At 45.3% G+C, this 12,357-nt stretch carries 14 protein-coding genes; 9 read left to right on the forward strand and 5 right to left on the reverse strand.

Features of this window, described 5'->3' with window-relative positions; all coding sequences use genetic code 11:
• Nucleotides 1–30: 30 nt before the first annotated feature.
• The 5 genes from ST37_RS01175 to ST37_RS19660 form a co-directional block, all read right to left on the reverse strand.
• Nucleotides 31–288, reverse strand: coding sequence for a 4Fe-4S binding protein (locus tag ST37_RS01175; RefSeq protein ID WP_084882820.1), 258 nt, complete (start codon nt 286–288; stop codon nt 31–33).
• Nucleotides 269–1,600, reverse strand: coding sequence for a nitrogenase cofactor biosynthesis protein NifB (nifB, locus tag ST37_RS01180; RefSeq protein WP_084882821.1), 1,332 nt, complete (start codon nt 1,598–1,600; stop codon nt 269–271). Before nifB ends, ST37_RS01175 begins: the two co-directional genes overlap by 20 nt.
• A 160-nt stretch (nt 1,601–1,760) precedes the next feature.
• Entirely contained in the window at nt 1,761–3,341 is a 1,581-nt protein-coding gene (gene nifA / locus ST37_RS01185; protein ID WP_084882824.1) for a nif-specific transcriptional activator NifA, read from the reverse strand.
• A gap of 9 nt (nt 3,342–3,350) precedes the next feature.
• Entirely contained in the window at nt 3,351–4,016 is a 666-nt protein-coding gene (locus ST37_RS19655; protein ID WP_143698086.1) for a HAMP domain-containing sensor histidine kinase, read from the reverse strand.
• A 23-nt stretch (nt 4,017–4,039) separates the two neighbouring features.
• Entirely contained in the window at nt 4,040–4,780 is a 741-nt protein-coding gene (locus ST37_RS19660; protein WP_172400902.1) for a PAS domain S-box protein, read from the reverse strand.
• 317 nt (nt 4,781–5,097) lie between these two features.
• On the opposite strand from ST37_RS19660, the gene rsxA reads away from it, so the two are divergent.
• The 9 genes from rsxA to nifH all read left to right on the forward strand — a co-directional run bounded on the left by rsxA (nt 5,098) and on the right by nifH (nt 12,329).
• Nucleotides 5,098–5,673 carry an electron transport complex subunit RsxA gene (rsxA, locus tag ST37_RS01195; RefSeq protein WP_084882825.1) on the forward strand — a complete coding sequence of 192 codons (576 nt, stop codon included), beginning with the start codon at nt 5,098–5,100 and terminating at the stop codon, nt 5,671–5,673.
• 11 nt (nt 5,674–5,684) lie between these two features.
• Nucleotides 5,685–6,224, forward strand: coding sequence for an RnfABCDGE type electron transport complex subunit B (locus ST37_RS01200; RefSeq protein ID WP_084882828.1), 540 nt, complete (start codon nt 5,685–5,687; stop codon nt 6,222–6,224).
• Between the two features lie 11 nt (nt 6,225–6,235).
• Complete coding sequence (rsxC, locus tag ST37_RS01205) at nt 6,236–7,729, forward strand: electron transport complex subunit RsxC (protein ID WP_084882829.1); 1,494 nt, start codon at nt 6,236–6,238, stop codon at nt 7,727–7,729.
• Nucleotides 7,722–8,750, forward strand: coding sequence for an RnfABCDGE type electron transport complex subunit D (locus ST37_RS01210; protein WP_084882832.1), 1,029 nt, complete (start codon nt 7,722–7,724; stop codon nt 8,748–8,750). Before rsxC ends, ST37_RS01210 begins: the two co-directional genes overlap by 8 nt.
• 29 nt (nt 8,751–8,779) lie before the next feature.
• Nucleotides 8,780–9,388 carry an electron transport complex subunit RsxG gene (rsxG, locus tag ST37_RS01215; protein WP_084882834.1) on the forward strand — a complete coding sequence of 203 codons (609 nt, stop codon included), beginning with the start codon at nt 8,780–8,782 and terminating at the stop codon, nt 9,386–9,388.
• A complete protein-coding gene (locus ST37_RS01220; protein ID WP_143698088.1) occupies nt 9,381–10,046 on the forward strand; it encodes an electron transport complex subunit E in 666 nt (221 codons plus the stop codon). The genes rsxG and ST37_RS01220 overlap by 8 nt, the downstream gene beginning before the upstream one ends.
• A 10-nt stretch (nt 10,047–10,056) precedes the next feature.
• Complete coding sequence (locus ST37_RS01225; RefSeq protein ID WP_084882839.1) at nt 10,057–10,311, forward strand: RnfH family protein; 255 nt, start codon at nt 10,057–10,059, stop codon at nt 10,309–10,311.
• A gap of 163 nt (nt 10,312–10,474) precedes the next feature.
• Nucleotides 10,475–11,011: a flavodoxin gene (locus tag ST37_RS01230; protein WP_084882842.1), complete on the forward strand. Its 537-nt coding sequence runs from the start codon at nt 10,475–10,477 to the stop codon at nt 11,009–11,011.
• Between the two features lie 442 nt (nt 11,012–11,453).
• Nucleotides 11,454–12,329: a nitrogenase iron protein gene (nifH, locus tag ST37_RS01235; protein WP_084882843.1), complete on the forward strand. Its 876-nt coding sequence runs from the start codon at nt 11,454–11,456 to the stop codon at nt 12,327–12,329.
• Nucleotides 12,330–12,357 lie beyond the last annotated feature (28 nt).

Here is a 12,357-nt window from a genome sequence, read left to right on the forward strand (position 1 = left end):
TCTAGCGCAAGCAGCATCAGATCTTAGTATTTACATAGTCTGTATGGATACATGTCCAGATAAACTTCCTTTGGGATTCACTGGCACACCATTACTGCAAACAATTGCTTCTTCAATAGGGCAGATACTTGCACATTGAGGCGAATCATATTGCTCGACGCAGCCGTTACAGCGATGTGGTTGTATCACAAATTTACCTGATGGTTCATCTGCAATCGTGACCGCTTTATTAGGACACACCAGTTTACATGCGTGGCAGCCAGTACATTTATCCGTAATTGCGTACATGTTTAAGCTCCTTATCTAATAGCATTTGACATATACGTGTGGCCGTTGCCTGTAATGCTTCTTGATGAGTCGAAAATGCATAGTCGACATTAGGTGTAACACCTTGCTTTTCAAGTTGTCTCCAAGGTGTAATACCGATTCGTGAACAAAATAGCTCGTTTACATCGTGCAGTGCTTCAAGCAACTGTATTTTATATTGTTCTTCTGTATCGCACCCATTACTACCTTGACAATACTTAGACACTTTTCGAGTTTCACAGTGGATAAAGCTCCTAGTAGTCGTATCGTAATCATACAATTCAAATTGATCAGCGTACCCAAAATGCGTATCAATAACGGGTAATAGGTTGTCACTTTTAGTGGCAATGGCCACTCTATACACTGGCATTACGTTGGACGACGAGTTAGCAGAACACGATTCACCTAGCGTGCCTACGGCATCTGCGCGGCACTGTTGACAGTGGGTCATTTGAGGCATGAAAGCACCAGAAACCTTTCTCGCATGCTCCAATTGCTGCTCGTTAGGCCCTTTTATACCGTTTAATCCAAAATAAGTGCCGTGCTCGGGCTCTGAAATAAGCGGCATAATGTTGTGTAGCATTGCGCCGAGTCGCTGGACTTCGTTTGCAACTGTTTCGATGTGGTGATCATTAATACCTGGAATAAGGACTGTGTTTACTTTAACCAACATGCCGGCTTTAGCGGCTAACGATAAACCCTCTAGTTGTCGGCGAATTAACGTACTCGCAGCCTCATAGCCTCGAAGGCGTCTATGGTCATAAAACACCCAAGGGTAGATCTGCATTCCAATGGTAGGATCGATGCAGTTAATCGTAATGGTAAGATGATCAACGCCTAGTTCACGAAGCTCTTCTACATAGTCAGCTAACATCAAGCCATTGGTAGATATACACAGTTGTACCTCTGGGTTATGAAGCTTTACTTTTCGAAGCGTTGCAAAGGTAGCCTGTGGGTTAGCGAGCGCATCTCCTGGGCCAGCGATGCCTACAACAGTTAGTGCTTCGCTACGTTTTGCAACCGCAGCATATTGTGTTGTAGCACCCGTTGGGTCGGTGAGTTTAGACACAACGCCTGGTCGTGATTCGTTTGAGCAATCATATTTTCGATTGCAATAGTTACATTGAATGTTGCACGCAGGTGCGACGGGCAAGTGCATCCTTGCGTATTGAGAGGCGTTTTTAGAATAACAGGGATGCTGCTCAATTTTTTCTCTGACGGGTTTGGCAAAAAAGTACGACACCTTCTTAGTGTTCGAGTCATCCTGCGATCGAGTGTTATCTGATTGTGACATTGAGACCTCAAAAACTGCGTTGTTAAACTCTAAGTTGTTAGTGACAATTGCAAACCCCGTACCAGTATAAATTGTCCTATTAACAAAGGCTTATAATTATATTTTTGCTCAATTGTGACATTTGTCGTAAACGCGACAATCCACTTTGTGTGGTTGTTGGTTATATTTTTTTCATCTCTATATCCATAATTTGAATTCGATAGGCGACCTGACGTGGGGTCATATTGAGTAGACGTGCCGCTTTGGCTTTTACCCAGCCAGATTGTTCTAACGCATCAATGACGGTCTGTTTTTCATCACTGGCGTTTTGTGGTTGTGGTGCACCATTGGTTATGGGAGGCGGAGATTCGAAAGACTGTGGTTGCGATGCGGGCCTAACGGCGATACTCGCCATTGGTTGTGGAAACGATATGTGCTCGGGTGTAATTGACCCTGATTCACACATAATGGACGCACGTTCCAGAGTGTTTTCTAGTTCGCGAACATTGCCCGGCCAGTGATAACCCATAAGGTGCCTAATGGCTGACCCGGATATGGTGATTTTGCGCTGCTGCTTGTTGCCAATCTTGTTCAACATAAACTCTGATAAATCTGGAATATCTTCAATTCGTTCTCGTAATGCAGGTAGATACATTGGCATGACGTTAAGACGATAATAAAGGTCTTCTCGAAACTGTTCTGCAGCGACCTCTGATTCTAAGTTACGGTTGGTGGCTGCTATGACACGAACGTCCACAGATATCGTGGTCGATCCGCCAACACGTTCAAACTCTTGCTCTTGCAACACTCTAAGCAGTTTTGCTTGAAAAGCCGGGCTCGTTTCTCCAATCTCGTCGAGAAATATCGTCCCCTTATCAGCCAGTTCAAAACGTCCTTTACGCTGCTTAATTGCTCCTGTAAACGCACCTTTTTCATGACCAAACAGCTCGGACTCTAACAGGTTATCGGGTAATGCTGCGCAGTTTAGTTTAACAAATGGAAAACCAGCTCTTGGCGAGTTGTAATGAATGGCGTTGGCGAGTACCTCTTTACCGGTACCTGATTCTCCTCGAAGGAGTACTGTCGAGTCCCATCTAGACACTAACCGGATCTGTTCAAATATTTTGCGCATCACTTGCGAGTGGCCCACAAGGTTATCGAAACTGTAGTTGTTGCGTATCTTTCGTTTTAGACCATCTCTTTCATTCACGAGTTGCGTTTTTTGGTGTTCAACTTGAGTAGCCAGCTGAACATTTTTTGCGATGAGATTGGCCACCATTTCTAAAAATCGGCTAAGCAGCGCGATCTTTTGATCCGATGTACATTTAGGCTGAGCCGAGAGTGCACCAATTATTTCCGCCTGAGCGTTTTTGAGTGGTACACAGATAAAGGGCTTGTCGTAATCGTATATGGCTAATTTATCGATAAAGCGTAAATCATCTCCTAAATTGCGCACAACGATCGCGTCGCCTTGCTCTAACATATTACCGATGATCCCTTCTCCGGAACGGTAACTTACTGGTTTATCGTTACTTTCGAGTTGGTAATCTGGTGAGTGTAACGATTTAACCAGCAAGGTATCTTTGTCTGGATCTTTTATGGTGAGCAAACCGCACATCAAGCTACATTCATCATGTAATATTTCTAATGCTTGTTGGGCTGACTCTGCGTAGTTAAGACTGATATTAAGTTGGCTGCTGATGCGATACATGGCCGAGAGCAGTTTTCTTTCCAGCTCAACGATAGAATGTTCAATAACCATAGCGCCCCCTTAATGCCAACTTTTAGGAAAAATTAGACGTATTGAGCAACCACCAAGCGAATGACTTTTATTAATTTCAATCATGGCTGAGTGCTCAGTCATAACTTGATGAACAATCGCTAAGCCGATGCCTCGACAGCTAGAATGAGCTTTGGACTTAGTACTAAAGAAGGGCTGGAATACTTTTAGGCGGTGCTCATCGAGTATACCCGTGCCGCTGTCATCAATTGTGATAATGCTCTCTTCAAGATTCTCTGAAGTCGAAACCACTAAGGCTCTTTCGGTTGGGTTGGCAACTTGGATGGCGTCAATTGAATTGTCGATCAGTTGTTTTAGTGCCAATAGAAGACGGTTAGGTTTACCGTTGATAGAGTTTAACGACGCCGCCAGATCGAGCGAAATATTAATAGAGTTGTTTAACAGTGATTTAGTACTAATTGAAATGGCGTCTCGTACCGATTCATTTAAGTTAATCGGTTGTGCGACTTCGGGGGGCCTTTCGGGGATTGCTTGATGGATATCTAATAAGGCTTTTGAAGCTGAAGCCATTGCATCGTCCATGGCCGTGAGACCAGGACAAGAATGATTGGTCTGTTTTAGAATAGTCACCGCGGACTCAACCATGTTGAGTGGACCCTGTAATTGGTGCAAGGTGGCCATCATGACTTCTTGCATAGAGTGTACAAACTTGTTGTCGTTTACTCGTTGGCTGATGGTGTTGAGTCGTTTACTGGAATCTTTACCAGTGAAACATCAAACCATTTTTCATCTCCTTGGCGATTTTCCGCGACGTAAATACTTTTAGTACGCTGATCTTTTCTCCCTAAATATTGGCTTATTGTAGTGCATTGATGATCGCCTTGTAGCTGATCCAATACTATATCTGTTGGCGACGAGAGAAGAGTTGAGGTTAATTGCTGGTAGCGTTGGTTACTGTACAAAGGGTGATTTTCGTCATCAAGAAGTGCCATTGCGATCGGTGCCGAATTGAGTACGGCATGAAACAGAGCAGATTGGTTCTTTTGCTCTGTTTGAAGCTTATGAGTGTCGGTAATATCTTGTTGAATAGCGTAATAGAATATTTTCCCATCTGCGTTTGAGAGTGAGGAAATGGAGACGTCAGCGACATATAGCGCGCCGTTTTTTCGTTTATTGATCAATTGCCCCCGCCATACCAAGCCATTAGAAATGGTACTCCAAAGATGTTGATAAACACTTTTTGGGGTCATTTTATACGAAAGTATCGAGCTGTTTTGCCCAAGTATTTCTGGCTCGCTATAGCCAGTTATGTCTAGAAAACTTTGATTAGCAAAGATGATACGCCCGTGGTCATCAGTGATGCTGATGGCAGTGGGTGCGTGATCCACGATGTGTTCAAAAGCGTCTAAGCCTAGCTGCTGAGTTATGCTAGGGCATACCGCGCGAGATGTTTGTTCCATATCCATACCCGTCCATTTATAGCGAAACTTATAACTGTAAATTCAGTACATATTTTGAGTTATGCATTTAATATTCCAATGGGAAAGCCAGGCTGAGTGGGCAACTTAATAACCGCAATTTGTTTGATTTACGACAATTGGCAACAAAATTTTTGTGATTGTTCGCTTTGTAACATCGCAAGTTCCGATGAGAAAAATAGTAAAAAGTACGGCGTGACCTATCGCCATTGGGCGTTATGACCTTCGTTGGTGCAACAATTAGTGTGGCATAGGTTGTGCAGAATGCTTGATAAAAAGTCACTATCAGGAGAGAGGTCATGTCAGAAGGGATACTGATATTACTTAGTGCCGCGTTTGTTAATAATGTGGTACTGGCAAACTTTTTAGGCTTATGCCCGTTTATGGGTGTGTCTGGAAAGATCGGTAGCGCACTTGGGATGGGTATTGCCACTACGTTTGTCATGACAATGGCGTCGATACTATCTTGGGTTCTCGATACCTTTTTCTTACAACCGCTAGGGTTGGAGTTTTTAAGGATCATTAGTTTTATCTTAGTGATCGCAGCAGTGGTCCAATTGACTGAACTATACATCAAAAAAAGTGACCCAGCCTTATATCAAATCCTTGGTGTGTTCTTACCGCTAATCACTACTAACTGCGCCATATTGGGTGTCGCTTTATTGTCGATTCAAGATGGTCTTTCTTTCATTTACACGTTGATGTTTAGCGTAGGCTCCGCAATTGGTTTTACTGTAGTGATTGTCCTTTTTGCAGGTCTTCGCCAGCAATTATCTCTTAGTCGCGTGCCTGAAGCCGTTCAAGGAACTCCTATAGCATTTATCACTGCTGGCCTTCTTTCCATGGCATTCATGGGCTTTTCTGGAATGGCGTAAAGGAGGCGAAGATGATTGCCGTAATGCTATTTGTTTTTTTGGGGGCACTGTTGGGAGCAGCCCTCGGTTATGCCGCTAAAGTATTCCACGTCGAAAGTAACCCGTTGGTTGAAAAGATCGAAGGGTTAATGCCTGGAGGACAGTGCGGACAATGTGGAGAAGCAGGATGTCGTCAGGCTGCTGAAGCTATGGTGCGAGGGGACCTCGATCCTGCCTCTTGTCCACCAGGCGGCAACGCACTTTCTGGCGCGATTGCTGAGATGCTTGGTGTGTCATTAGAAGCGAGTGAAGAAGATATTCAATGGGTGGCAAAAATAGACGAATCTTCCTGTTCTGGATGTACCCGCTGTTATAAAGCGTGTCCGTTCGATGCCATTGTTGGCGCGAGCAAGCAGATACACACAGTAATCCAAGATGTGTGTACAGGATGTCAGCTCTGCTCTGAAGTCTGTCCACAGCGTTGTTTGTCGATGATTGCTTTAGAGCCAGATATTACAACTTGGTACTGGCCAAAACCCGAAGTTGAACCTAAAACGGACCTCGCGAGCTAAAGGAGTGTGAGATGCACAGTTTACTTACCGCCCCGTTTCGGGGAGGAATACACCCAAAATCGTATAAATCACTCTCTAATCAAACCCAAATTGACCATCGCTTTTGGCCCAAAATGGTGTACCTATCGCTACAACTTCGAAATGGTGCGTTGTTAACTCCGATCGTCGAAATTGGTGAGCGGGTACAGCGAGGACAGCTTATTGCGATTGGTAAATCTGGCATGGTGCCGCCGATTCATTCATCGGTGAATGGTATGGTAGTCGATATTAGCAAACACGTCAGTGCACACCCTTCGAAAGCAAAGGCAGACACAATCGTTATCCGAGCCAATCAAGATAGGCGCTGGATCTCAAGCGTGCCGACAGGAAATTTCTATCAGCTCAGCGCGCAAGAAATAACTCACAAAATTGAGCAAGCAGGTATCGTAGGGCTTGGTGGCGCAGGATTCCCAACGGCCTCCAAACTCAAGTTTGCCCGTCAAGCGAGCGTACATACAATGGTGATCAATGGTGGTGAATGTGAACCCTATCTAACCTGCGACGATATGACCATGCGCGAAGCAGGCAATGAAGTGATTGCAGGCATACGTTTGATGCTAAAAGCCAGTGGCGCGAACAAGGCCATTGTTGGAGTGGAAGATAACAAACAGCAGGCATTTGAGACCTTAGAAGGATTAGCCAGCGACGACGACAATATCGACATCACCCATGTACCCAGTATTTACCCCATGGGATCTGAGAGGCACCTAATTAAAGCGGTTCTGGGTGTCACTGTTCCACTAGGAAAGCTGTCGACGTCAGTAGGTATTTTGGTCAATAACATCGCCACAGCCCAAGCGGTGTATAACGCGGTACGATTTAACCGTCCTTTAGTGAGCCGAGTTATTACAGTGTCTGGGAAAGGGATTGAAAAAGCAGGCAACTTGCGAGTGCCTGTTGGGACACCGGTCCATGAAATTCTTACCCATTGTGGCGGTGTAAGTGACGAGACTTCACGGCTTATTTTCGGTGGTCCAATGATGGGTCAGGTGATCACATCACCCAAAGTACCGATCGATAAGTGCGTTGGGGGCATATTAGCCCTCACGGAGGCCGAAACGACAGAGTCAAAACAGCAAGAGTGCATTCGCTGCGGGCAATGTGTGCGTGCGTGCCCTATGGGGTTAATGCCGTTTCAAATGGCCGCGTATTCTAGAGTCTCTGATCTTCAACGTGCAGAAGAGATAGGTGTTACCGCGTGTCTGTCATGCGGTGCATGCAGTTATGTCTGCCCATCAAGTTTACCTTTAGTTCACTATTTCCAACATGTGAAAGGCGCAATCAACTCTGTAAAAGCTAAAGAGAAGCGATCAGCACAAGCCAAAGCCCTAACCGATGCCCGTAAACTCAGATTAGAAAAAGAAGCCCAAGCGAAACGCGAAGCAAAAGCGAAAAAAGCGGCAGCTAGAAAGAAGAGGACGCCTCGACAAGCCAGTAAAGCCGCCAAGGAGGCCGCGAATGATTAACTATAATTCGGCCGTTGGGCCATTTTCTCACAGTAAAAATTCCAGTGTACGGATCATGTACACCGTTATCGCAACGCTCATGCCTGCAGTGGTATTTGGAATCTACCAGTTTGGCTTACACAGTGCTTGGGTAGTCCTTTGTTGCTGCGTTGTGGCCGTAGTTGTTGAGTTTGGGTGTCTCAAACTAATGAGGCGCGACCCAAAGGCATGTGTTGATGGCTCTGCATTGCTTACGGCGTTGTTACTTGCAATGAGTTTGCCGCCAAACGCACCATTGTGGTTAGTATCCATAGGCGCTGTGTTTGCGATTGTGGTGGGCAAACAGCTGTATGGTGGACTGGGTCAAAATCTATTTAATCCCGCCATGCTTGCAAGAGTTATGTTGCTCATCTGTTTTCCCGTCGAGATGACTCGCTGGGTGGACCCAAGCCCAATAGATTTTAGCGGTAATCAAATTCGACTCCCAACTGAGTGGTTAACCGTCGATGGTGTCACGTCAGCAACGTCACTTGGCGAGGCAACAGAATCACTCTACATACAAGACCTGTTCTTAGGCATGCAAGCTGGGAGCTTAGGCGAAACCAGCGCGTTTTTGTTACTGCTTGGCGGTGGAATATTAATAAAAAAAGGCATCATCGATTGGGTGATACCTGTGATGTTTCTGTTAGGGATTGCAGTGCCAGCGTTTATTAGCTCGTGGATTGAACCTGAGACGTATTTGACTGCAAGCACCCATATTTTCAGCGGCGCTGCGTTATTGGGGGCGTTTTACATTGCCACCGATCTGGTGACCTCACCGACAAGTTTAAGAGGTCAAGCCGTATACGGAGTGGGTTGCGGCCTGCTTGTTTGGCTTATTCGTAGTTTTGGTAGTTACCCAGAAGGGGTTGCCTTTGCCATATTGGTCATGAACGCAGCGTCACCGCTCATAGACCACTACCTACGTCCATCGCTGTTCGGCAGCGGTGAACGACAAAAAAGTAGTGCAAAAAGCGCATCAAACTCGACGTCATCGAAATAGTACCCAGCCAACCTAGAGCGAGACTCAATATGAAAACAACATTAGAGCAGTGGAAGGCAAATATTCCTTATCAAAGTGTGCTTCTAGCTGTTTGCGCAGGAGTTGCAGCGGCGCTAGTCGTTTCGGTGCAGTCAATAACTGCACCGATCATTGAGTATCAAGTGGAGCAAGATCAGAACAGACTGCTTTCGCAAATCCTTAATGGGAAGACGTTTACCAACAAAGTGTTTGACGAGGGGCGGCTGGTTGAATACGCAGGAGAGAATTTTACCTTATACCCAGTAAAAGGCGAGCAAGGTGAGATAACGCACCATGTGATTAGCGGAGGTAGAGAAGGGTATAGCGGTGAAATACGGTTTTTAATCGGCGTCGATAGTAGTGGACAAATAGAGGGGGTCAGGGTGTTAAGTCACACTGAAACTCCGGGGCTTGGGGATAAAATTGAGGTCGAAAAGAGCGACTGGATCTTAAGCTTTAATGAACGATCACTGGCTAATACAGCGATATGGAAGGTTAAAAAAGACGGTGGCGAGTTTGACCAATTTTCTGGCGCAACCATTACACCAAGAAGTGTTGTTAACGGGGTGCATCATGCACTGTTAGCCCTACAAAATGAGCAGGAGAATGTTGATGAATAACTACTCACACATCTTTAAAGAGGGGCTTTGGAAAAACAATATTGTGTTAAACCAGTCTCTTGCGCTCTGTCCCCTTTTAGCGGTGACAAGCAGTGCCACAAACGGCTTGGGGCTGGGTTTAGCGACGACAGCAGTCATGATAGCGTCAAACGTGCTGGTGTCTCTTGGTAAAAACTGGATCAGTAAAGCGGTGAGAATACCTGTCAATGTAGTGATAATTGCCACTCTAGTTACGCTAACGGATTTTGCACTTAATGCTTGGTTGCATCCATTACACAAAGTACTTGGGTTGTTTATCCCTCTAATCGTGACCAACTGCGCCATTCTAGGGCGGGTGGAGTCGTTCGCCAGCAAGTCGAATGTGATGCCTTCGTTGGTGGATGGCATAGCGATGGGCATTGGTTTTACCTGGGTGTTAACCGTACTGGGTGGCATTCGTGAAGTGATAGGCAGCGGTACTTTGTTTGCCAACGCAAGTTTGCTACTTGGTGAATGGAGTTCATTTTTAGAAATAACCGTGATACCGGAGTATCGAGGACTGCTATTGATCATTTTACCCCCTGGGGGCTTTTTAGTATTAGGTGCACTGTTAGGTGTGAAACAGAAATTTGAGTTGATTATCAAAAACCGACAACTACAAGCTGTAGCCACTCACTAGGAGCAAAGCGATGAAAGTAAGTGTTGTGTATGCCCAAGCTGAAGAACAAACTTGGCTTCCGGTTGAGATAGAAGAAAATGCGACGGTGATGACTGCCATTCACAGCGCAGGAATACTCAGTATGTATCCACATATCGATCTTGAAAGCCAAAAAGTAGGCATTTTTGGCAAGCTCTCTTCACTAGAGGCCACGTTAACGGAAGGGGATCGAGTAGAGATCTATCGTCCTATCACCTGGACACCCGATGACGAGGATGACGATTGATTGTCTTGTTTATTACAAATTGTCCAACAACCCATTAAGTACTGTGATTTATTCCTTTAAATACAGTGCTTTATTTTTGGTTTGGTATTTGCACGTTTAGTTGTGTGGGCGAGTTTAATAGACAAAGACGTCACAGGTTCAAGGAATGGTAAAGGAGAACACCATGTCAAAAGTAGGTATTTTTTTTGGAACAGATTCAGGCAGCACTCGAAAAATCGCTAAACAGATTTTTAAACAACTGGGTGACGAGAATGCCGATAAACCGTTAAATATAAATCGAGTAGACGCGAGCGCATTCGATCAATACGACTATCTGGTTATGGGAACACCCACCTACGGAGAGGGACTACTTCCGGGGTTAAGCGCTGATTGCCAAGCTGAAAGTTGGGAAGAGTTTGCCCCCAATTTCGAAGAAATTGATCTGTCCGGTAAAAAAGTGGCGTTATTCGGACTAGGCGATCAAGTTAATTATCCGGATGAGTTTGTTGATGGCCTTGGCGAGCTTTACGACTGTGTCGTTGAGTGTGGCGCTGACATAATTGGACGCTGGCCGACGGAAGGTTATGAGTTTAATGAGTCTACAGCGGTTGAAGACGACAAATTTGTCGGATTGGTTATCGATAAAGACAACCAATCCTCGATGAGTGATGAGCGCGTTGCTCATTGGGTTGAGATGATCACGGCTGAAATGGGACTATAACAATAACGCTACGCTTCCATAGTTGGAGGTTCGCATTAAGTGTCACACTTAGCACAATACTGTGTGTGATTTCCGCAAGTCGCCGTTAAATCTTCCATGATGGCTCAAACACGGCATCCATGCCGTGTAGCCTTGCTCCAACCACACACAGTATTGCGCTGCCAGAAAGTTCATCTTCTTAAAGAGCATATCTTAATAAAACGGGCCTTAAGGCCTTTTTTTATGCTCAACAGTAAAACAATTTAGTGTGTTAAAGCTTTAACATCTTTGTTCGGTAGCGAACAAAACCAACCGAATTGTCTGATTATTGTACTGTCTGTATTTGTCTATTAATCAAAATAACCGCTTAAATACAGTTACTTACAGAGATCGTCGCGCTTGGCCTGTATTTCGCACTAGTAGTTATGAATTGTTTTTTTAACATCCTACGGAGGGAACCATTATGGCAATTCGTCAATGTGCAATTTACGGAAAAGGTGGCATCGGCAAATCTACCACGACTCAAAACTTAGTGGCAGCACTGGCTGAAGCAGGCAAAAAAGTAATGATCATCGGTTGTGACCCAAAAGCGGATTCAACACGTTTGATTCTCCATTCTAAAGCTCAAAATACCATTATGGAAATGGCGGCAGAAGCGGGCACTGTGGAAGACATCGAACTGGAAGATGTGCTTAAGGTTGGCTACGGCGATGTACGCTGTGTTGAGTCCGGTGGTCCAGAGCCAGGTGTGGGTTGTGCTGGACGCGGCGTGATCACGGCCATCAACTTCTTGGAAGAAGAAGGTGCTTACGAAGAAGACTTAGATTTTGTTTTCTACGACGTACTTGGGGACGTGGTATGTGGTGGATTTGCAATGCCGATTCGCGAAAACAAAGCGGAAGAGATCTACATCGTCGTGTCGGGCGAAATGATGGCGATGTACGCGGCAAACAATATCTCTAAAGGTATTTGTAAATACGCTACTTCGGGTACCGTGCGTCTAGCTGGACTTATCTGTAACTCGCGAAACACCGACCGTGAAGATGAGCTGATCATTGCGTTAGCAGAAAAAATCGGCACCCAAATGATCCACTTTGTCCCTCGTGACAACATTGTTCAGCGTGCAGAAATTCGTCGCATGACGGTGATTGAGTACGACCCAACCTGCGGTCAAGCCGATGAATACCGTACTTTAGCGAAAAAAGTGATCGCTAATGACAAGTTCGTAATCCCTAACCCTGCAACCATGGACGAACTCGAAGACCTATTAATGGAATTCGGCATCATGGAAGTCGAAGACGAAAGCATTATTGGTAAGGCTGCAGCGGAAGTCGCATAGACCACCGATGGTTGTTTGAAATCTATTG

It is taken from the genome of Vibrio sp. qd031 (assembly GCF_002100145.1).
Taxonomy (GTDB): domain Bacteria; phylum Pseudomonadota; class Gammaproteobacteria; order Enterobacterales; family Vibrionaceae; genus Vibrio.

What these genes read in the sequence shown, in the direction of transcription:
- ST37_RS01175 (WP_084882820.1), bottom strand. Translation starts at nt 288, where the DNA reads ATGTACGCAATTACGGATAAATGTACTGGCTGCCACGCATGTAAACTG.
- nifB (WP_084882821.1), bottom strand. Translation starts at nt 1,600, where the DNA reads ATGTCACAATCAGATAACACTCGATCGCAGGATGACTCGAACACTAAG.
- nifA (WP_084882824.1), bottom strand. Translation starts at nt 3,341, where the DNA reads ATGGTTATTGAACATTCTATCGTTGAGCTGGAAAGAAAACTGCTCTCG.
- ST37_RS19655 (WP_143698086.1), bottom strand. Translation starts at nt 4,016, where the DNA reads ATGCAAGAAGTCATGATGGCCACCTTGCACCAATTACAGGGTCCACTC.
- ST37_RS19660 (WP_172400902.1), bottom strand. Translation starts at nt 4,780, where the DNA reads ATGGAACAAACATCTCGCGCGGTATGCCCTAGCATAACTCAGCAGCTA.
- rsxA (WP_084882825.1), top strand. Translation starts at nt 5,098, where the DNA reads ATGTCAGAAGGGATACTGATATTACTTAGTGCCGCGTTTGTTAATAAT.
- ST37_RS01200 (WP_084882828.1), top strand. Translation starts at nt 5,685, where the DNA reads ATGATTGCCGTAATGCTATTTGTTTTTTTGGGGGCACTGTTGGGAGCA.
- rsxC (WP_084882829.1), top strand. Translation starts at nt 6,236, where the DNA reads ATGCACAGTTTACTTACCGCCCCGTTTCGGGGAGGAATACACCCAAAA.
- ST37_RS01210 (WP_084882832.1), top strand. Translation starts at nt 7,722, where the DNA reads ATGATTAACTATAATTCGGCCGTTGGGCCATTTTCTCACAGTAAAAAT.
- rsxG (WP_084882834.1), top strand. Translation starts at nt 8,780, where the DNA reads ATGAAAACAACATTAGAGCAGTGGAAGGCAAATATTCCTTATCAAAGT.
- ST37_RS01220 (WP_143698088.1), top strand. Translation starts at nt 9,381, where the DNA reads ATGAATAACTACTCACACATCTTTAAAGAGGGGCTTTGGAAAAACAAT.
- ST37_RS01225 (WP_084882839.1), top strand. Translation starts at nt 10,057, where the DNA reads ATGAAAGTAAGTGTTGTGTATGCCCAAGCTGAAGAACAAACTTGGCTT.
- ST37_RS01230 (WP_084882842.1), top strand. Translation starts at nt 10,475, where the DNA reads ATGTCAAAAGTAGGTATTTTTTTTGGAACAGATTCAGGCAGCACTCGA.
- nifH (WP_084882843.1), top strand. Translation starts at nt 11,454, where the DNA reads ATGGCAATTCGTCAATGTGCAATTTACGGAAAAGGTGGCATCGGCAAA.